This window comes from Mesorhizobium carmichaelinearum, from assembly GCF_900199455.1.
Taxonomy (GTDB): Bacteria; Pseudomonadota; Alphaproteobacteria; order Rhizobiales; family Rhizobiaceae; genus Mesorhizobium; species Mesorhizobium carmichaelinearum.
In genome coordinates this window covers 542,993-563,140 of sequence record NZ_FZQR01000002.1, presented here as the reverse complement: position 1 = coordinate 563,140, position 20,148 = coordinate 542,993, and the positions used below count along the sequence as shown (strand labels likewise).

18 protein-coding genes are annotated in these 20,148 nt (G+C 64.0%); 15 read left to right on the top strand and 3 right to left on the bottom strand.

The window, feature by feature from the left end:
• Window positions 1-30: 30 nt before the first annotated feature.
• The gene (locus CKW40_RS05945; protein WP_095198974.1) at window positions 31-1,524 is read right to left on the bottom strand and encodes an NAD-dependent succinate-semialdehyde dehydrogenase; all 1,494 of its coding nucleotides are present in this window, start codon (window positions 1,522-1,524) and stop codon (window positions 31-33) included.
• A gap of 130 nt (window positions 1,525-1,654) precedes the next feature.
• Window positions 1,655-2,146: an Lrp/AsnC family transcriptional regulator gene (locus CKW40_RS05940; protein WP_095199169.1), complete on the bottom strand. Its 492-nt coding sequence runs from the start codon at window positions 2,144-2,146 to the stop codon at window positions 1,655-1,657.
• Window positions 2,147-2,229: 83 nt separating this feature from the next.
• On the opposite strand from CKW40_RS05940, the gene ehuR reads away from it, so the two are divergent.
• The 13 genes from ehuR to CKW40_RS05875 all read left to right on the top strand — a co-directional run bounded on the left by ehuR (window position 2,230) and on the right by CKW40_RS05875 (window position 16,401).
• Window positions 2,230-3,615, top strand: a complete 1,386-nt coding sequence (gene ehuR, locus CKW40_RS05935) for a MocR-like ectoine utilization transcription factor EhuR (RefSeq protein WP_095198973.1) — start codon at window positions 2,230-2,232, stop codon at window positions 3,613-3,615.
• Between the two features lie 125 nt (window positions 3,616-3,740).
• Window positions 3,741-4,535 (top strand): ectoine/hydroxyectoine ABC transporter ATP-binding protein EhuA, encoded by a 795-nt coding sequence (gene ehuA / locus CKW40_RS05930; RefSeq protein WP_095198972.1) that lies wholly within the window; start codon window positions 3,741-3,743, stop codon window positions 4,533-4,535.
• 83 nt (window positions 4,536-4,618) lie between these two features.
• Entirely contained in the window at window positions 4,619-5,470 is an 852-nt protein-coding gene (gene ehuB / locus CKW40_RS05925) for an ectoine/hydroxyectoine ABC transporter substrate-binding protein EhuB (protein WP_095198971.1), read from the top strand.
• A gap of 172 nt (window positions 5,471-5,642) precedes the next feature.
• Window positions 5,643-6,302 (top strand): ectoine/hydroxyectoine ABC transporter permease subunit EhuC, encoded by a 660-nt coding sequence (ehuC, locus tag CKW40_RS05920; RefSeq protein ID WP_095198970.1) that lies wholly within the window; start codon window positions 5,643-5,645, stop codon window positions 6,300-6,302.
• Window positions 6,303-6,336: 34 nt separating this feature from the next.
• Window positions 6,337-6,996, top strand: a complete 660-nt coding sequence (ehuD, locus tag CKW40_RS05915; protein ID WP_095198969.1) for an ectoine/hydroxyectoine ABC transporter permease subunit EhuD — start codon at window positions 6,337-6,339, stop codon at window positions 6,994-6,996.
• Window positions 6,997-6,999: 3 nt separating this feature from the next.
• Window positions 7,000-7,776: an ectoine utilization protein EutA gene (eutA, locus tag CKW40_RS05910; protein ID WP_095198968.1), complete on the top strand. Its 777-nt coding sequence runs from the start codon at window positions 7,000-7,002 to the stop codon at window positions 7,774-7,776.
• A gap of 184 nt (window positions 7,777-7,960) precedes the next feature.
• Window positions 7,961-8,950, top strand: coding sequence for a hydroxyectoine utilization dehydratase EutB (gene eutB, locus CKW40_RS05905; protein WP_095198967.1), 990 nt, complete (start codon window positions 7,961-7,963; stop codon window positions 8,948-8,950).
• On the top strand, window positions 8,947-9,939 hold the full coding sequence (locus CKW40_RS05900) for a cyclodeaminase (protein ID WP_095198966.1): 993 nt from the start codon (window positions 8,947-8,949) through the stop codon (window positions 9,937-9,939). Before eutB ends, CKW40_RS05900 begins: the two co-directional genes overlap by 4 nt.
• A gap of 29 nt (window positions 9,940-9,968) precedes the next feature.
• Window positions 9,969-11,147 (top strand): ectoine hydrolase DoeA, encoded by a 1,179-nt coding sequence (gene doeA, locus CKW40_RS05895; protein ID WP_095198965.1) that lies wholly within the window; start codon window positions 9,969-9,971, stop codon window positions 11,145-11,147.
• A 5-nt stretch (window positions 11,148-11,152) separates the two neighbouring features.
• Complete coding sequence (gene doeB / locus CKW40_RS05890; RefSeq protein WP_095198964.1) at window positions 11,153-12,154, top strand: N(2)-acetyl-L-2,4-diaminobutanoate deacetylase DoeB; 1,002 nt, start codon at window positions 11,153-11,155, stop codon at window positions 12,152-12,154.
• Window positions 12,155-12,257: 103 nt separating this feature from the next.
• Window positions 12,258-12,938 (top strand): GntR family transcriptional regulator, encoded by a 681-nt coding sequence (locus CKW40_RS05885; protein ID WP_244571093.1) that lies wholly within the window; start codon window positions 12,258-12,260, stop codon window positions 12,936-12,938.
• Window positions 12,939-13,050: 112 nt separating this feature from the next.
• Window positions 13,051-13,839, top strand: a complete 789-nt coding sequence (locus CKW40_RS05880) for a DeoR/GlpR family DNA-binding transcription regulator (RefSeq protein WP_095198963.1) — start codon at window positions 13,051-13,053, stop codon at window positions 13,837-13,839.
• Between the two features lie 81 nt (window positions 13,840-13,920).
• On the top strand, window positions 13,921-16,401 hold the full coding sequence (locus tag CKW40_RS05875; RefSeq protein WP_095198962.1) for a GcvT family protein: 2,481 nt from the start codon (window positions 13,921-13,923) through the stop codon (window positions 16,399-16,401).
• Here CKW40_RS05875 and CKW40_RS05870 read toward each other — a convergent pair.
• On the bottom strand, window positions 16,398-17,267 hold the full coding sequence (locus CKW40_RS05870; RefSeq protein WP_095198961.1) for a LysR substrate-binding domain-containing protein: 870 nt from the start codon (window positions 17,265-17,267) through the stop codon (window positions 16,398-16,400). The genes CKW40_RS05875 and CKW40_RS05870 overlap by 4 nt on opposite strands.
• Window positions 17,268-17,536: 269 nt before the next feature.
• Here CKW40_RS05870 and CKW40_RS05865 point away from each other — a divergent pair, with 269 nt between their 5' ends.
• Both CKW40_RS05865 and phnA read left to right on the top strand, forming a co-directional pair.
• Window positions 17,537-18,736: a 2-aminoethylphosphonate--pyruvate transaminase gene (locus CKW40_RS05865; protein WP_095198960.1), complete on the top strand. Its 1,200-nt coding sequence runs from the start codon at window positions 17,537-17,539 to the stop codon at window positions 18,734-18,736.
• Window positions 18,737-18,760: 24 nt separating this feature from the next.
• On the top strand, window positions 18,761-20,017 hold the full coding sequence (gene phnA / locus CKW40_RS05860; RefSeq protein ID WP_095198959.1) for a phosphonoacetate hydrolase: 1,257 nt from the start codon (window positions 18,761-18,763) through the stop codon (window positions 20,015-20,017).
• The last annotated feature ends 131 nt before the right edge of the window (window positions 20,018-20,148 follow it).

Below are 20,148 nucleotides of genomic sequence, written 5' to 3'. Positions count from 1 at the left end.
TTTTGACTCCTTGAGAAATCCGGGTGAGGCCTAAGCCGCATCTAAACAGAGATATTTCAGATCGGTGAAAGCTTCGAGGCCATGGCGCGAGCCCTCGCGGCCAATGCCGGATTGCTTGACGCCGCCGAACGGGATCGGCGCGCCGGTGATCTTGACGCGGTTGATGGCGACCATGCCGTAGTCGAGCGCGCGGCCCATGCGCTGCTGGCGCGCGCCGTTCTCGGTCACGACATAGGCAACCAGGCCATATTCGGTAGCGTTGGCGCGAGCGATGACTTCCTCCTCGCTGTCGAACGGCGTCACGGCCGCGACCGGTCCAAAGGTCTCTTCGCGCATGATCAGCGCCGCGTCGGGCACATCGGCCAGCAGCGTTGGCTGGTAGAACAGCGGCCCGGCCGGATGCCGCTTGCCGCCGGCAAGGCAGCGCGCGCCATGAGCGATGGCGTCGGTGACCTGCTCTTCGACCTTCGCCACGGCGCGCTCATGCATCAACGGCCCGATGTCGGTCTCCTGGTCAAGGCCGTTGCCGGTCCGCAATGCCGCGATGCGCCTGGCAAAAGCGGCGCAGAAGCGGTCGTAGAGCGGACGCTGGACATAGATGCGATTGGCGGCAAGGCAGTCCTGGCCCGATGTCGCGAATTTGGCATCGATGGCGATGTTCACCGCTCTGTCGATATCCGCATCGGCAAACACGATCAGCGGGGCGTGGCCGCCAAGCTCCATCACCATCCGCTTCATCGTCGGTGCGCTCTGCGCGGCAATCAGCCTGCCGATCTCGGTCGAGCCCGTAAAACTCATGGCGCGGACGCGCGGGTCTTCGCACATGCAACCGACGATCGTCGCGGCCTTGCCGGTGACGATGTTGAAGACACCGGCCGGCAGGCCGGCGCGCTCGCTAAGCTCGGCCAGCGCCAGCGCCGACAGCGGCGTTTCCGAGGAGGGGTGCGCGACAATGGTGCAGCCGGCGGCGAGAGCAGCGGCTGCCTTGCGGGTCAGCATCGCCGACGGGTAATTCCACGGCGTCACGACGCCGACGACACCGAGCGGCTCACGCCGCACCATCATTTCCGCATCAGGCAAATGGCTGGTGACGCTCTCGGCGTTCAGACGTTTGGCTTCCTCCGCATACCATTCGACGAAGGAGGCGGCATAATCGATCTCGCCGAGCGATTCCTGCAGCGGCTTGCCCTGTTCGAGTGTCATCAGCAGAGCGAGGTCGTCTTTCGCGGCGATGATCAGCTCGAACCATTTTCGCAGAATTTTCGAACGCTCCTGCGGCAGGAGCGACCGCCAGGCCGGGAAGGCGCGGGCGGCGGCATCGATCGCTTTCGTCGTTTGCCGCGCATCCAGCGCGGCGACGAAGGCGACCGTGCTTCCCGTCGCGGGGTCGGTGACCTCAAAACTTTCGGCGGCCTCGCTTGCCGTCCAATGCCCGTCGACATAGGCAAGTTCGCGCAGCAGCCGGCGGTCGGCGAGGCGGTCGAGCGCCTCATGGCGATGCGAGCGGGCGAAATGCGCGGACATGGTCGAAGCCTCCCGGTTCGGTCTGATGCCGGGAGACTATCCATCGTGGGCAGACAGAGGGGCTGTTTGGGCGCACGCTGGTAGAGAGTTTCTCTCTATTGCGCCGATCGGGCAGACGATCTCTCCGGCGTCAGGTCGACACCGGCAAGAGGTCGGCTATGGGCAGCGCGATATCGTCCTTCACCGTCTTGATGACGATGTAGGTGAAGTAGCGGTCGATGCCGATCTCGCGCTCGAGCAAGCTGTCGACCAGCCGCTGATAAGCGTCGATGTCGCGCGCCATCACCTTCAGCACATAGTCGACGCCGCCGCCCACCGACCAGCAGGCGACGATTTCGGGAATGTCGCGGATGACGCGCTCGAAGCGGTCGAAATCGGCCTGGCGATGGCTGGCCAGCGTCACCTCCATCAGCACGGTGGCGACCGGGGCCACGGCGCGCATGGCGATCCTTGCATGATAGCCCGAGACGATGCCGGCCTTCTCCAGCTTGCGCAGCCGCATCCAGCACGGTGTCGGCGACAGCCCCACCTGCTCGGCCAGCGCCAGCTTGGTGATGCGTCCGTCGCGCTGGATGGCGGCGAGGATTTTGAGGTCGATCGGGTCGAGTTTCGCAGCAGTCATCGGCGCCCACTTTTTCGTCCACAGTACCATGATGGCGCATTATTTCGATTGTCAATTGCACTGATTTCGATCTCTAATAAGTCATGACATTGTGGCAACCCGATCCCGCGCTCATAAGGCGGCCAGCCTATCAATCGCTGGCCGACCAGTTCGCGCGCGCCATCCATGACGGGCGGCTTGCCAATGGCGCGCGGCTGCCGACACATCGCCGGCTGGCCGACGATCTCAAACTCTCGGTGCAGACGGTCAGCCGTGCCTATGAGGAATTGATCCGCCGCGGCCTGATTTCGGGCGAGATCGGCCGCGGCAGCTTTGTCCAGACGCAGCGCCGTGAGCCGGAACCGCCCTATCTGCCCGAGCGCCTGGGCGAAGTCATCGACCTCTCGATCCTGAAGCCGGTCTGCGAGCCGATGCATCTGGAGCGGCTGAAGCAGGCGTTGGGCTGGCTGGCCGAAAACCTGCCGTCGAGTTCGGCGCTGTCCTTCCGGCCCAACATGGTGTTCCCGCGCCACCGCGCCGTCGCCGTCGAATGGCTGAAACTGTGCGGGCTCGACATTTCCGCGCAGAACATCAGCCTGACCAATGGCGCGACCGCCGGCATGACGGTGGCGCTGATGAGCGTGGCGCCACCGGGGTCGACCGTCGCCACCGAGGCGATCGGCCATCATACGCTGGTGCCGCTGGCGCGCTATCTCGGCTTCAACCTCGAAGGCCTGCCGATCGATGATAACGGCCTGATCCCCGAGGCGCTGGACGAGGCCTGCCGGCTTTCCGACATCCGCGCGGTGTTTGTACAGCCTTCGGTGATCAACCCGACGGCAACCCTCATGGACGCACGGCGGCGCGAAGAAATCGCTGCCGTTGCGCGCAAGCACGACATTGCCATCATCGAGAACGACGTGCTGGGGCCGCTGGTCGAGGACCGGCCGCCGCCGGTCGCCGCCTTCGCCCCGGAACGCACGCTCTACGTCACCTCCTTCACCAAGATCACCGTGCCCGGGCTGCGCATCGGCTACCTCGCCGCGCCCGACCGCTATGTCGCCGCTGTCGCCAACCGGCATCTGGTCTCGAACTGGATGGCAACGCCGCTGGTGGCCGAGATCGCCACCAAATGGGTGACCGACGGCACGGCGATGGAACTGGTGCGCTGGCAGCGCGCCGCATTGCGGCGGCGGCAGGATATCGCGGCGCAAGTCCTTGCCGGGATCGACTATCGCGCCCGGCGCGACGGGCTGCACGTCTGGCTGCAGCTGCCCGACGACCGCGCCGAGGAGGGCTTTGTCGCCCAGGCGCGGCTGCAGGGCGTGGCGATCGCGCCGGGCACCTCCTTCCGCATTTCCGATGCGCCGTGGCATCCGGCGGTGCGCATCTCGCTCGGCTCGACCACCGAAGGGGAACTGCGCGCCGGCCTCGGCGTTGTCACCAAGCTGTTGCTTGGCGATCCCGAGCACCTGCTGCTTGCCATTTAGGCCGATATTGCTCCCAAATTGTGCGGAATGGGAAATATTGTCATGATATTATTTTCCCAATTGACATGATTTGGCGCGTTCCGCATCGTTAAGGGCACAGGCTTCTCCAGCACGGGGAAATTCATTTGTCCGCAACCGCCGTTCCCATCATCAAGATCGACGGCATCTCGAAGAGCTTCGGCAGCTTCAAGGTGCTCGACGGCCTGTCGATGCAGGTCATGCCGCGCGAGAAGCTGGCGCTGATCGGCCCGTCCGGTTCGGGCAAGACGACGATCCTGCGCATCCTGATGACGCTGGAGCGCATCGATGGCGGCCACATCCAGATCGAGGGCGAGCAACTCTATCACATGGAACGCAACGGCCAGCTGCTGCCCGCCGACGAGCGGCATCTGGCCAGGATGCGCCAGAAGATCGGCATGGTGTTCCAGCTGTTCAACCTGTTTCCGCACAAGAGCGTCATCGACAATGTGACGCTGGCGCCGATGCTGACCAAGGGCACGCCGCGTGCCGCCGCCGAAAAGCGGGCGATGGAACTGCTCGACATGGTCGGCATGGCCGACAAGGCCAAGGCGATGCCGGCGCAGCTGTCCGGCGGCCAGAAACAGCGCGTCGCGATCGCCCGCGCGCTCGCTCTGCAGCCCAAGATCATGCTGTTCGACGAGGTGACGTCGGCGCTTGACCCGGAACTGGTCGAGGAGGTGCTCAACGTTCTGTGGCGGCTCTGCGCCGAGACCGACATGACCATGCTCCTTGTCACGCACGAGATGGGTTTCGCCCACGATTTCGCCGACCGGGTGCTGTTCTTCGATCGCGGCAAGATCGTCGAGGAAGGCAAGCCCGACGAGATTTTCCGCCATCCCAAGCAGGAGCGCACACAAGGCTTCCTGAAGAAGATCATCGCGGCCGGACATCGCGTCTGACCGCTTTGCGGGGGCGGAAGGCCGCCCCAGACAAACCAAGGCAAGAAGCCAAAACCAAGACAAGAAACAAGGAGTTGGGAACAATGAAGAAACTTGGCATTCTGGCCGGCGTCGCCGGCCTTGCACTGACGGTGGTGCTGGCCGCCTCGACCACGGGTTCGGCCGACGACAGCAAGCTCGAACAGTTGAAGGCACAGGGCTTCGCCCGCGTCGCCATCGCCAATGAGCCGCCCTATACGGCGGTCGCCGCTGACGGCAAGGTTTCTGGCGCAGCACCCGACGTGGCGCGCGAGATTTTCAAACGGCTCGGCGTTGGCGACATCGTCGCCTCGATCTCCGAATATGGCGCCATGATCCCCGGCCTGAAGGCTGGCCGTTTCGATGTCGTCACCGCCGGCCTGTTCATGAAGCCGGAGCGCTGCGCCGCTGTCGCCTATTCCGAACCGGTGCTGTGCGATGCCGAGGCGATGCTGGTGAAGAAGGGCAATCCGAAAGGCTTCAAGAGCTACGAGGACGTCGCCAAGGACACATCAGCCACGATCGGCGCGCCAGGCGGCGGCACCGAGGAGAAGCTGGCGCTCAACGCCGGCGTGCCGCGCGAACGCGTCATCGTCGTGCCGGATGGACAAAGCGGCCTGAAGATGGTGCAGGACGGCCGCATCGACGCCTACTCGCTGCCTGTCCTGTCGATCAACGATCTGATGAAGAAGGCCAATGATCCGAACCTCGCAGTCATCGCGCCGGTGCAAGGCGCCCCGGTCTATTGCGACGGCGCCGCCTTCAAGAAGGGCGACGAGGCGCTGCGCGATGCCTACGACGTGGAGCTGGCCAAGATGAAGAAGTCGGGCGAGTTCGCCAAGATCATCGAGCCCTACGGCTTCTCAGCGGCCGCCGCGATGTCGACGACGCGCGACAAGCTCTGCTCGGCGAAGTAGCGCCCTTCTTCCCTTCTCCCCGTTTTACGGGGAGAAAGTGTCACGAAGTGACGGATGAGGGGCGGCGCCAAGTTCTGCCATGCTAGCGCCGCCCCTCATCTGCCTGCCGGCATCTTCTCCCCGTGGAACGGGGAGAAGGAAGCTAACCGCCAACGTTGGAGCCTCGAATTTCATGACCCAATGGTCCGGCTATCTCGGCCTGATAGTGCAGGGAGCGCTTGTCACCATCGGACTGACGCTGATGGGGTCGGTGCTTGCCCTGATCATGGCCTTTCTCGCCGGCATGGGACGGCTGTCGCGCTTCTTCATTTTGCGGGCGCTCGCCACCGCCTATATCGAATTCTTCCGCGGCACATCGATCTTCGTGCAGCTGTTCTTCGCCTATTTCGTGCTGCCGTTGATTGGCCTTGAGCTCACCCCGCTGCAGGCCGGCGTGCTGGCGCTGGGATTGAATGTCGGCGCCTATGCCGCCGAAGTGGTGCGCGGCGCCGTGCAGTCGATCGGCCGCGAACAGCATGAGGCCTGCATCGCGCTCAATCTCGGCCGTTGGCAGGGTCTGCGCCACGTCATCCTGCCGCAAGCGTTTCTGGTGATGCTGCCGACCTTCGGCAACAACGCCATCGAACTGCTGAAGGCCACCTCCGTCGTCTCGCTGATCTCGCTCGCCGACCTGACCTTCCAGGCGCAGGTGGTACGCGCCCAGACCGGCAACACCATGGTGCCGTTCGCCACCATCCTGGTCATCTATTTCATCCTGGCGCTGCTCATTTCATGGGGTGTGCGCTCGCTGGAGCGCCGCATGGCACGCGGCCTTGATGGGGTGCGCGTCTGATGGCCAATGCCCTTCTGATAAACTGGGTCTGCTGATGGAGTGGGATTGGGATTTTGTCCGGCAGATCCTGCCGACGCTGATCCAGGGGGTGAAGATCACCATCCTAGCGACGCTGCTCGGCTCGGTGCTGGCGGCGATCGTCGGGCTTGGCATCGCGCTGGCGCGCCGCTCGCCCAACAAGGCGCTGTCACGCACCGTCGGCTGGGCGGCCGAATTCATCCGCGGCACGCCGCTTCTCGTGCAGCTCTATTTCATCTTCTACGTGCTGCCCGACATCGGCATCCTGCTGCCGCCGCTCGTCGCCGGCGTCATCGGGCTTGGGCTGCACTACGGCACCTACACGGCCGAGGTCTACCGCGCCGGCATCGACAATGTGCCGCGTGGCCAGTGGGAGGCCGCCAAGGCCTGCAATCTCAACGCCCGGCAGACCTGGACTCACATCATCATCCCGCAGGCCATCCCGCCGATGATCCCGGCGTTGGCCAATTATTTCATCGCCATGTTCAAGGAGACGCCGTTGCTCTCGGCGATCACCGTGCTGGAGCTGATGAACCAGGCCAAAAGTGTCGCCAACACCTACTATCGTTACATCGAACCGATCACGCTGGTCGGCGCCTTCTTCCTCGCCATCAGTCTTTGTTCGGTCGTGCTGCTGCGCTGGCTGGAACGCCGTTATGGCAAGATCGAGAGATAACGCATGAAGCCTTTGCCAGAGATCAAGGTCTATTCCAGTCGGCCGGCGCTTGATGATCGTCCGCTCGACAAGCGCATCGGCCTGATCATCCTTGCCACGGATCACACCAGCGAGCCGGACTTTCGCCGCATGGTGGCAAGCGAGCGCATCGGCGTCTATGTCGCGCGCATTCCCTATGCCAATCCGACGACGCCGGAAAACCTGCGCAAGATGCAGCCGGCGCTGACGGCGGGTGCTGCCCTGATCCTGCCCGAGGAGAAGCTCGACGCCATCTGCTATTCCTGCACCTCGGCCTCGGTGGTGATCGGCGATGCCGAGATCGAGGCGGCGATCCAGGCCGCCAAACCAGGCGTTCCCGTCGTCACGCCGCCAATGGCCGGCGTGCGCGGGCTGAATGCCTTCGGCGTGCGCCGGATCAGCATCCTCACCCCCTACACGGTGGAGACCTCCAGGCCGATGGCGGCCTATTTCGCGGCGCGTGGTTTCGAGATCGCCAGCTTTACCTGTCTCGGTTTCGAGGACGACCGCGAGATGGCACGCATCCCGCCGGCGACGCTTGTCGATCTCGCGCGTCAGGCTACCGACGCGAGCGCCGATGCCCTGTTCGTGTCTTGCACGGCGCTGCGCGGCGCCCTCGCAGTTGCCGGCATGGAGGAGGCGACCGGCCGCCCTGTGGTGACCAGCAACCAGGCCAGCGCCTGGAATTGTTTGCGGCTGTGTGGCGATGAGATGGCTCATCCCGAATTCGGGCGGCTGATGACGCTGCCGCTGGTGCAGTAAGATTATGTCTTGCGTGCACGAGCGACCCCCTCTGGCCTGCCGGCCATCTCCCCCTCAAGGGGGGACATTAGCTGCTGCTAGGCTTTCGCCAATCATCGACGTTGCAGGAAAAGCGCCGGCGTTGAAGCTGCCAATCTCCCCCCTCGAGGGGGAGATGGCCGGCAGACCAGAGGGGGGGCGCCCGATGACGAGCGCCGTCGCCCTTCAGGACATCCGCACCGCCCGCGAACGTATCGCCGACAAGATCGAGCGCACGCCAACCGTATTATCCCATAGCCTGTCGGAACGCCTTGGCATCCCCGTCCACCTCAAGCTCGAACACCGCCAGACCACCGGCAGCTTCAAACTGCGTGGCGCCTCGAATGCCATCGCTTCGCTGAGCGCGGAAGAAAAGGCACGCGGCGTCATCGCAGCCTCGACCGGCAATCATGGCCGGGCACTGGCGCATGCGGCGAAGCTCGAAGGCATGCGCGCGGTGATCTGCATGTCGCGGCTGGTGCCGCAGAACAAGCTCGACGAAATCCGCCGGCTTGACGCGGAGGTCTGCATTGTCGGCGACAGCCAGGACGACGCGCATCAGGAGGTCGAGCGCCTGGTGGCACAGGAAGGGTTGGTGATGCTGCCGCCCTTCGATCATCCCGCTATCATCGCCGGGCAAGGCACGCTCGGGCTGGAGATGATCGAGCAGGTTCCGGATGCCGGTCTCGTGCTGGTGCAGCTCTCCGGCGGTGGCTTGGCCTCCGGCGTGGCTGCAGCCGTCAAGGGTGTCAGCCCCGGCACAAAGGTCATCGGCGTTTCGATGGCGCGCGGTGCGGCGATGAAAGCGAGCCTCGATGCCGGCCGACCTGTCCTGGTGGAGGAACTGCCGACGCTTGCGGATTCGCTAGGCGGTGGCATCGGCCTCGACAACAGGCTGACCTTCGCCATGTGCCGCGACCTGCTCGACGACGTCATCCTGCTCAGCGAGGACGAGATCGCCACCGGCATCCGCCATGCCTATGCGCAGGAACGTGAGATCGTCGAGGGCGCTGGCGCGGTCGCCATCGCTGCGCTGCTTGCCGGCAAGGTCAAGCCGAGCGGTCCGGTGGTCGCACTTCTCTCGGGCCGCAACATCGACATGAATGCGCACCGCGGGATCATCTGCGGCGAGGCAATCGGGGAGCGCGCCGCATGAGCCGTATGACGATCCTGACCGAAGCAGAATTGCGTGAGATCGTGACGCTTGATCTCGATGCCGTCGCCGTTGTCGAGAACGCTTTTCGCGCACTCGCCACTCTGCCGGTGGCGATGCCGCCGATCCTGCGCCTCGACATCCCCGAGCATCGCGGCGAGGTCGACGTGAAGTCCGCCTACGTACCCGGTATCGATGGCTTTGCCGTGAAGATCAGCTCCGGCTTCTTCGACAATCCGAAGTTCGGTCTGCCGAGCGGTGGCGGCATGATGGTGCTGCTTTCGGCAAAGACCGGTGTGGTCGAGGCGCTGCTGCTCGACAATGGCTATCTGACCGATGTCCGCACCGCCGCGGCAGGCGCGGTCGCGGCGAAGCACTTGTCCCGCGAAGACTCCGCTGTAGCAGCGATCTTCGGCGCCGGTTTGCAGGCAGGTCTGCAATTGGAAGCACTGCGTCTTGTCAGGCCGATCGAGGAAGCACGCATCTGGGCGCGCGATGCCACCAAGGCCGAAGCCACTGCTGCCCGCTTGCGCGAAAGACTGGGCATCGTCGTGCGCGCCGAGCGTGACGCGGCAAAGGCGGCTACCGGCGCTGACATCATCGTCACCACCACGCCCTCAACCGAGCCACTGATCAAGGCAGGCTTCGTCGCCGCTGGCCAGCACATAACCGCCATGGGCTCGGACGCCGAACACAAGAACGAGATCGCGCCCGCCATCCTGCGCATGGCCGACCTCTATGTCGCCGACAGCGCGCGGCAGACGCGGCGGCTGGGCGAACTGCATCATGCCATCGCGGCAGGGGTGATGGCTGCCGATGCCGAGGTAACTGAACTTGGCCAGATCATCGCAGGCGGAAGGCACGGCCGACGCTCGGCCAGCGATATCACTATCGCCGATCTCACCGGCACTGGTGTGCAGGACACCGCGATCGCCACGCTCGCCCGCGACCGGGCTCGCGCCGCCAGTGCCGGAACCATTTTCGAGAGCTGATGCTGGCCGCAAAACGAGGACCAAGAACAATGCAACCGAACCTGAAATTCTCGCGCGGCGAATTTGCGGATCGCCTCGCCAAGACGCGGCAAGCCATGGAGGTCAAGGGCGTCGATCTCCTCATCGTCAGCGACCCCTCCAACATGGCCTGGCTGACCGGGTACGATGGCTGGTCCTTCTATGTGCATCAGGCCGTCATCGTGCCGCCGTCGGGCGAGCCGGTCTGGTACGGCCGTGGCCAGGACGCCAACGGCGCCAAGCGCACCGCCTATCTCGCGCAGGACAACATCGTCGGCTATGCCGACCACTACGTGCAGTCGACCGAACGCCACCCGATGGATTTCTTGTCCAGCGTGCTTGCCGATCGCGGCTGGGGCACGCTCACCATCGGCGTCGAGATGGACAATTACTGGTTCTCGGCCGCTGCCTTCGCCTCGCTGCAGAAGCATTTGCCCAACGCCCGGTTTGTCGATGCCACCGCGCTGGTCAACTGGCAGCGCGCGGTGAAGAGCCCGACCGAGATCGACTATATGCGCAAGGCCGCCCGCATCGTCGAAGCCATGCACCAGCGCATCGTCGACAGAATCGAAGTCGGCATGCGCAAATGCGATCTGGTCGCCGAGATCTATGATGCCGGCACACGCGGCGTCGACGGTATTGGCGGCGACTACCCGGCGATCGTGCCGCTGCTGCCGTCCGGCGCGGATGCCTCGGCGCCGCATCTGACTTGGGACGACCAGCCGATGAAGCGGGGCGAGGGCACCTTCTTCGAGATCGCCGGCTGCTACAACCGCTACCACTGCCCGCTGTCGCGCACCGTCTTCCTCGGCAAGCCGACACAGGAATTCCTCGATGCCGAGAAGGCGACGCTGGAAGGCATGGAGGCGGGGCTTGCGGCGGCAAAGCCTGGCAACGCCTGCGAGGACATCGCCAATGCCTTCTTCGCCGTCTTGAAAAAATACGGCATCGTCAAGGACAACCGCACCGGCTATTCGATCGGTCTTTCCTATCCGCCGGATTGGGGCGAGCGCACGATGAGCCTGCGCCCCGGCGACCGCACCGAACTCAAGCCCGGAATGACTTTCCATTTCATGACCGGCCTGTGGCTGGAGACGATGGGGCTGGAAATCACCGAGTCCATCCTGATCACCGAAACCGGTGTAGAGTGCCTGGCCAATGTGCCGCGCAAACTGGTGGTGAAGAATTGAGCCCGATGTCCAGCCTCCGCCCGTCGCCAATCGCGCCGACCGTCGATTTCGATCGTGACGGCGTCCAGCACGGTTTCCTGCGTCTGCCCTACAGCCGCGACGATTCGGCCTGGGGCTCGGTGATGATCCCGATCTGCGTCATCCGCAACGGCAAGGGACCGACGGCGCTGCTTTCCGGCGGCAACCATGGCGACGAGTATGAGGGGCCGCTGGCGCTCTACGATCTCGCCCGCACGCTCGATCCAAAGGACGTCAGCGGCATGGTGATCATCGTGCCGGCGATGAACTATCCGGCCTTCCGCGCTGGCACGCGCACCTCGCCGATCGACAAGGGCAATATGAACCGCAGCTTTCCCGGCCGCCCGGACGGAACGGTGACCGAAAAGATCGCCGACTATTTCCAGCGCGAATTGCTGCCGCGCGCCGACATCGTCTTCGACTTTCACTCCGGCGGAAAGACGCTGGATTTCGTGCCGTTCTGCGCGGCCCACACGCTCCCCGACAAGGCGCTGGAGCAGAAAGCTTTCGACGCGGTCGCGGCATTCTCCGCACCGTTCTCGATGCGCATGATCGAGATCGACTCGGTTGGCATGTACGACACGGCGGCCGAGGAAATGGGCAAGGTCTTCGTCAGCACCGAGCTTGGCGGGGGCGGCACCTCGCGTGCGCAAACGGTGCGCGTCGCGCGTCGCGGCATCCTCAATCTGCTGCGCCACGCCGGCATTGTTGCTGGTGCGGCCGAGAAGGGCAGAACCCAGTGGCTCGATATGCCGTCGGGCGATTGCTTCTCCTTCGCCGAGGATGACGGCATGATCGAAACCATGGTCGATCTCGGCGAGCCCGTGGAGAAGGGCGCGGTGCTGGCGCGCATCCACTCCACCGGTCGCACCGGTATTGCCCCGCAGGAGATCCGGGCAAAGATGTCGGGCATGCTGGCGGCGCGGCATTTCCCCGGGCTGGTCAAGGCCGGCGACTGCGCGGCGGTGGTTGCAGTCGAGGTTGATTGAGGGAAGCGGTTTCGGGCCGAGGCTAGTCTCGTACACGAGGATACGCATATCCAGTCCGGTGGTTTTCTATTACGCTGGATTCCGCGTGACAGGGGAACATCGATTGCGCGGATTTGCGGAAAGCCTGATCGAGAGGCCGCAGACGGTGGCGGAACAGGTCGCCAACGTCCTGCGCGAGGCCATTGCCAGCGGCACGCTGAGGGCCGGCACCGCGCTGCGCCAGGATGAACTGGCCGAGCAGTTCGGCTTCAGCCGGATGCCTATTCGTGACGCGCTTCGCCAATTGGAAGCCGAAGGCATTGTTTCGATCCACCCGACCAAGGGCGCGCATGTCGCCCGGATGGACGGCGCCGAAATCAGCGAGATCTATGCCGTGCGCGAACTGCTCGAATGCGAAGCGCTGCGGCTGTCCGTGCCCGCTTTGTCCGACGGCAAGCTCGATGAAGCCGAACAGGCGCTCGACCAGATCGATGCCGAGCGCAATGTCGGTCGCTGGGGCGCGCTGAATCGGACCTTTCACCTGTCGCTCTATCATGCCTGCGGCAACCAGCGTCTGCTCGGCCTGATCGAGGCGCATCACAACGCCGCCGATCGCTATGTCCGCATCCTGCTGTCGAACCTCGACTATCGCACCCGCTCGCAGGCGGAACATCGCGACCTGCTGGCCACCTGCCGCCGGCGCGACGGCAAGAAGGCCGTGAGCATTCTGCGCCAGCACCTGCGCGAAGGCAGCGAGACGCTCGTCAAGGCGATCGAGGGCGGCGGCCTATCGCGAAAATCCTAGGCTCGACGGGCAATGCGAGAGCCGATCGGTAGCGACCCCATCAGGCGCGGTTGCGTGCACGCCGGTTCACTGCCACATATTGCAACATCAATGCTCGACATGAGGAATCGCCATGTCTCCCGTCTCCCGCCAGTCGGCGCGCGCCCTTGCCCCGCGTCGCCACGATGAAATTTTCAGGCGGCTTAGTGCCCAGGGGTCCGTCAGCGTCGCCGAGTTGGCCGCGTTCTTCGACGTGTCGCGCGAAACCATCCGTCGTGACCTGAAGCTGCTTTCGGACCAGGGCAGGCTCGGCATCGTGCATGGCGGGGCGGCGCGCTTCGAGCCAAGCGAGCCGGCGATGAGCCTGCGCAGCCAGGAAAATGCAGGGGGCAAGGCGGCGATCGGCAAGGCGGCGGCCGGCCTGGTCAGGGATGGCATGGTGGTCTTTCTCGATTCCGGCACCACCACCATGGCCGTCGCGCAGGCCATGACGGAACTGCGCGATCTCACCATCTGCACCGCCAGCCTGAAGATCGCGCTGCATCTGTGCCATGTCCCCGGCATGCGCGTGCATATGCTGGGCGGCGAAATCGATCCGGGCGAGGAGGCAGCCTCCGGCATCGACACGCTCGATGCGATGGCCCGCTTTCGTGTCGACATCGCCTTTCTCGGCGGCGGCGCTTTGTCGCCGGACGGTGAGGTCACCGACTTCACCCGTGCCGGCGCGGAACAGCGCGGTCGTATGATCGCGCTCGCCGGCAAGACCTATTTCGTGCTCGACAGCAGCAAGTTCGGCAAGCTGACGCCGCTCAGGATTCCAAACTTCGACCGCGCTGCCGGCGTGATCGTCGACACTATTCCCGAACCCGCCCTTGCCGAGGCGCTTTTGCAAAAGGGGCCTGAACTGATCGTTGCAGCTTGATGTGGTATTTTGTGACTTTTTGAGTTGATATTTGGTTTTGCTGTGTTAGTGTCCGCCCTCCCTTCAAATGGCGGAACGCTCATGGCCCATGAATTTCCCACCCAGGCACGAATTGTCATTGTCGGCGGCGGCATCATCGGCTGCTCTGTCGCCTATCACCTGACCAGGCTCGGCTGGACCGACGTCGTCTTGCTTGAGCAGGGCCAGCTCAGCGGCGGCACCACCTGGCACGCCGCCGGCCTGGTCGGGCAGCTGCGCAGCCATTCCAACATGACTAGCCTGATCCGATATTCGACGCAGCTCTACAGCGAGCTGGAAGCCGAGACGGGGCTCGCCACCGGCTGGAAGAATTGCGGCTCGCTGTCGGTGGCGCGCACGGTCGACCGCATGACAGTGCTGAAGCGCACGGCCGCGTCGGCGCGTGCGCAAGGGGTGGAGATTGACGTGATTTCGCCGAAAGAGGCCGGCGACCTCTGGCCTGTCATGGCGACGGACGATCTGGTCGGCGCTGTCTGGTTGCCGGGCGACGGCAAGGCCAACCCAACTGATCTCACGCAATCGCTGGCCAAGGGCGCGCGCAACGGTGGCGCCAAAATTTTCGAGCGGGTGAAGGTTACCGGCATCACGGTGAAAAACGGCGTCGCCTGCGGCGTCGCGACGGACCGGGGCGACATCGCAACCGAGATCGTCGTCAACTGCGCCGGCCAATGGGCGCGCAAGGTGGGCCTGATGTGCGGCGTCTCGGTGCCACTGCATTCGGCCGAGCACATGTACATCGTCACCGGCCGGATCGAGGGCGTGGACCCGGACCTGCCCGTGATGCGCGACCCCGACGGTTTCATCTATTTCAAGGAGGAGGTCGGCGGCCTGGTCATGGGTGGCTTCGAGCCGCATGCCAAGCCATGGGGCATGAACGGCATTCCCGAGAATTTCGAGTTCGCCTTGCTGCCGGATGATTGGGACCAGTTCGAGATCCTGATGGAAAACGCGCTCGTTCGCGTGCCGCAGTTGGCACAGGCCGAGGTCAAGAAATTCTACAATGGCCCCGAAAGCTTCACCCCGGACAACAATTTTATCCTTGGCGAAGCGCCGGAACTCAAGAACTTCTATGTCGGCGCGGGCTTCAACTCGATGGGCATCGCCAGCGCCGGCGGTGCGGGCAGGGCGCTGGCCGAATGGATCGTCAACAGTGCGCCGACCATGGATCTGTGGCCGGTCGACATCAGGCGCTTCGCCTCGTTCAACAACAATCCGCGCTGGCTGCATGATCGGGTCAAGGAGACGCTCGGCCTACACTACGCCATGCCCTGGCCGAACCGCGAACTGGACACCGCACGGCCCTTCCGCCGCTCACCGCTCTACGACCGGCTCGCGGCCAAGGGCGCCTGCTTCGGCTCCAAGATGGGCTGGGAGCGCGCCAACTGGTTTGCGGCACCGGGCGAGAAGGCCGAGAACGACTACGCCTTCGGCCGCCAGAACTGGCACGCGGCCGCCCAGCGCGAAATGAAGGCGACGCGTGAAGCCGTCGCCATCTTCGACCAGACCTCCTTCGCCAAGCTGCTCGTCCAAGGCCGCGACGCCTGTGCCGTGCTCAACCGCATCTGCGCCGGCAATGTCGACGTGCCGGTCGGGACGTCGGTCTACACGGGCGTGCTCAACGATCGCGGCGGCTACGAAAGCGACCTCACGGTGATGCGGCTTGCCGCGGAAAAATTCCTCATCGTCACCGGCTCGGCGCAGGCGGTTCACGATGCCGACTGGATCGTCAAGAAGATCCCGTCCGACGCCCATGCCATCCTGACCGACGTCACCTCGTCCTACGCGGTGCTGGCGGTGATGGGGCCGCGCTCGCGCGATCTCCTGAGCAAACTGTCCTCGGCGGATCTTTCCAATGCCGGCTTCCCCTTTGCCACGATCCGCGAGATCGATATCGGCTACGCCACCGCCTATGCCAACCGCATGACCTATGTCGGCGAACTCGGTTGGGAGCTGATCGTGCCGACCGAATTCGCCGTCGGCGTCTACGAAGCGCTGCATGAGGCCGGACGTGAGTTTGGCTTGACTGACGCCGGCTACTACGCGCTCGACGCCTTGCGCATCGAAAAGGGTTTTCGCGCCTGGGGCAGGGAATTGACGCCTGACATCAACCCCTGGCAGGCCGGACTTGGCTTCGCCGTCGCCATGGACAAGCCTGGTGGTTTCATCGGCCGCGATGCGCTGGTAGAAGCCAAGTCGTCGTCGGCGCCGGCAAAACGCATCGTACTCCTCACGCTCGACGATGCCGAACCAATGCTGTGGGGCGGCGAACTGATCCTGCGCGACGGCAGACCGGTCGGCGAGGTTCGCTCGGCCGCCTATGGTCACACGCTCGGCCGTTCGGTCGCGCTCGGGCTGATCGAGAACGAAGCCGGCGTCGATGCCGCGTTCCTCACCGGTGGACGTTTCGAGATCGACCTTGCCGGCATACGCCACGCGGCCACGGCGCACCTACGCAGCCCTTACGATCCGAAGTCGATGCGGGTGAAGGCGGATGTAATGGAGATGAGAGCGGCGGCGGCTTAATCCGCCGACATTGATCTCGCCATGTCGAGAAAGGCGCGCACGAGCTTGCCGCCGCTGCGCTCGCGCAGGCAGATCAGCGCTTCATCCATTAGCGTCTCAGGCGCGTCGATGGCAATTGGCACCAGCCGCGAATCCTGGCCGAATTCGGCCGCCGAGACAAAGCCGATGCCGGCGCCCGATGCGACGATTTCGCGGACGGCCTCGCGGCCCTCGGCCTCGATGACTGGCCTGAGCTCAACCTTCGACGCAGCGGCGAGATCCTCGAGCTTCTGGCGCGTCTTCGAACCACGTTCGCGCATGACCAGCGATTCCTGCGCAAGTTGTTTCAGCGTCAGCGATTTCTTGCCTGCCAGCGGGTGACCGATGGAGGCGAAGGCGATGATCGGCGTGGAGTTGAGTTTCAGCACCTCGAAATCGCGCCCGGTCGGCACCTCGCCCAAGACGCCGATGTCGGCATCGTAGCTGTAGAGGCTGCTGATTACCGTCTCGGTGTTGCCGGCGCGCACCGACACCTGCACGCCGGGATAGCGGGCCCGGAAACTGCCGAGGATGTGCAGCAGATGGTGTGCGGCGTCCGCAACGATGCGCAGCGTGCCGGAACGCAGCGCGCGTGACTCCGTCAAAAGTTCGAGCGCCTGCTGTTCGGTATCGAACATGCGATGGGTTATCTCCAGCAGCTTCTGGCCCGAATGGGTCAGCGTGACCTGCTTCTTGTTGCGGTTGAACAGCAGCACGTCATACTCTTCCTCCAGCTTGCGCACTTGATCTGATATGGCCGGCTGGGTCAGGAACAGCGCTTCGGCGGCCCGCGAAAAACCGCCTGAGATGGCCACCTGATGAAAGGCTCGCAGCTGAACGTAGCGCATTCGTCTTCACCTTCGACACATCGGAATCGTGAGTCAGCCTATCATAAGGCCAGATTTCCTGAAGGCCGAAACGAACGATTTAGCTTATGCTAAAAAGCGAACTTATCCGGCTTCACAACCGTGTCATGACTGGGATGCAATTTGCATCGCGTGGTTCACTCTACCATCGTGAAAATCGATACTTCGATACAAAATAACGATTTTACAAATATGTCGTTCCGGCCAAGAATAAGGCCGCATCAAAAAGCAGCGATCTGTCGGAGGACACCATGCGCGCCGAGACGAAATTTGCCGCGGAGCCGCTGGCCAGTCCGGCGCTGGGCGAGCCCTATCTGCTGACCCCGGGCCCGCTCACCACGGCCTATTCGGTCAAGCAGGCCATGCTGCGCGACTGGGGATCATGGGATGGCGACTTTCGCTCCATGACATCAGACATGCGACGCCGCCTTTTGGCGCTGACGGGCGACACGAAAGACGAGTTCGACTGCGTACCGATGCAAGGCAGCGGCTCCTTCTGCGTCGAGGCGATGCTGGGTTCGTTCGTACCCAGGGAGGGCAAGGTGCTGGTGCTGGCCAACGGCGCCTATGGCCTGCGCGCCGCGCAAACCATGCAATATCTCGGCCGCGCCTATACGCTGATCGACAAGGGCGACTACCTGCCGCCACGTGGCGATGAAGTGGCGGCGGCCCTCGATGCCGACCCCGCCATCACCCATGTCATCGCCATCCATTGCGAGACCAGCTCCGGCATTTTGAACCCCGTCGCCGAGATTGCCGAAGCCGTCCATGCCAAGGGCCGCAAGCTGCTGGTCGATTCCATGAGCGCCTTCGGCGCCGTCGCACTCGATGTCAACGAGATCCGCTACGAGGCGATGGTTTCCTCCGCCAACAAATGCATCGAGGGCGTGCCGGGCTTTGGCTTCATCATCGCCCGCAAGAGCGAGCTGGAAGCCGCCAAGGGCAGGAGCCATTCGCTGTCGCTCGACGTCCATGCCCAGTGGGCGCACATGAACAAGACCGGCCAGTGGCGCTACACGCCGCCGACGCATGTTGTCGCCGCGTTCCTCGAAGCGCTGCGCCAGCATGAGGCCGAGGGCGGCGTCACTGGGCGTGGCGCCCGCTACACCAGGAACCGCGACGTGATGGTGGCCGGCATGCGTGACCTCGGCTTCGAGACCTTGCTTGGGGACCGCTGGCTGTCGCCGATCATCGTCACCTTCTTCAACCCCGCCCACGCCAACTTTGCCTTCGACCGCTTCTACGAGCTGATGAAGGACAAGGGCTTCATCATCTATCCGGGCAAGCTGACCGCCGTGGATAGCTTCCGCGTCGGTTGCATCGGCCAGATGGATGAACATGTCATGCGCCGCGTCGTCGAGGCGGCGGCTTTCTCGCTGCATGAAATGGGCGTCGACACCGCCGCTCCACCCGCCGCGGCACTCGCCGAGCGCGCCAAACTCGCCGCTTGACGCGGCCGATTTCGAGGATATCAGATGAACCAGATGTCTCCCATCAACGTCGCCGTCAACGGCCGTACCTACGCCTGGCCGCGCGTACCGGCGATCGCCATCTGCCTCGATGGCTGCGAGCCGGCCTATCTCGACGAAGCAATCAAGGCTGGGCTGATGCCGGCTTTGGTCAGGATCAAAGAAAAGGGCACAGTGCGTTTCGCCCATTCGGTCATTCCGAGCTTCACCAACCCCAACAATCTGTCGATCGCGACCGGCCGTCCGCCATCCGTGCATGGCATTTGCGGCAACTATCTCTACGAACGCGAGACCGGCAAGGAAGTGATGATGAACGACCCGCGCTTCCTGCGCGCGCCGACCATTTTCCAGGCCTTCTACGATGCCGGCGCCAAGGTGGCCGTGGTCACCGCCAAGGACAAGCTGCGCGCCTTGCTCGGCAAGGGCCTTGCTTTCGATGAAGGCCGCGCGCTGTGCTTCTCGGCCGAAAAGTCGGACACCACAACTGTCGCAGAGCACGGCATCGACAATGCCTCGAAGCATTTCGGCCTGCCGGTGCCGGAGGTCTATTCAGCCGAACTGTCGGAATTCGTCTTCGCCGCCGGCGTCCAGTTGCTGAAAGAATTCCGCCCCGACATCATGTACCTGACGACGACCGACTATGTGCAGCACAAATACGCACCGGGCGTACCCCAGGCCAACGCCTTCTACGAAATGTTCGACAAATACCTGACCGAGCTCGATGCGCTGGGCGCGGCCATCGTCGTCACCGCCGACCATGGCATGAAGCCCAAGCACAAGGCCGATGGTTCGCCCGACGTCGTCTATGTCCAGGACCTGCTCGACGAATGGCTCGGCAAGGACGCGGCCCGGGTCATCCTGCCGATCACCGACCCCTATGTCGTGCATCATGGCGCGCTTGGTTCCTTTGCCACCGCCTATCTTCCGGCCGGCGCGGATCAGGCTGCTATCATGGCGCGGCTGGCGGAGATCGATGGCATCATGCTTGTCGTCGACAGCCCGACCGCTTGCGACCGCTTCGAACTGCCGGCCGACCGCATCGGCGACATCGTGCTGATCTCGACCGAGAACAAGACCATTGGTACCAGCGAACATCGCCACGATCTGGCGGCCCTCAACGAACCGCTGCGCTCGCATGGCGGCCTGACCGAGCAGGAAGTGCCGTTCATCGTCAACCGCGTGCTGCCGGACTTGCCGAATGAGCCGGCACTGCGCAATTTCGACGCGTTCTTCTACGCGATGATGGCGGCGGCGCTGGCTTGATGTCGAGCGTGATTGTCGACCCCCACTCCGCCGAGCTTCGCTCGGCACCTCTCCCCCGATCGACGGGGGAGAGGAAGGGCGCCAAGGTTAGCCGCGGCTTGGCCTGCGAACATGGGGGCACCGACCTCGCC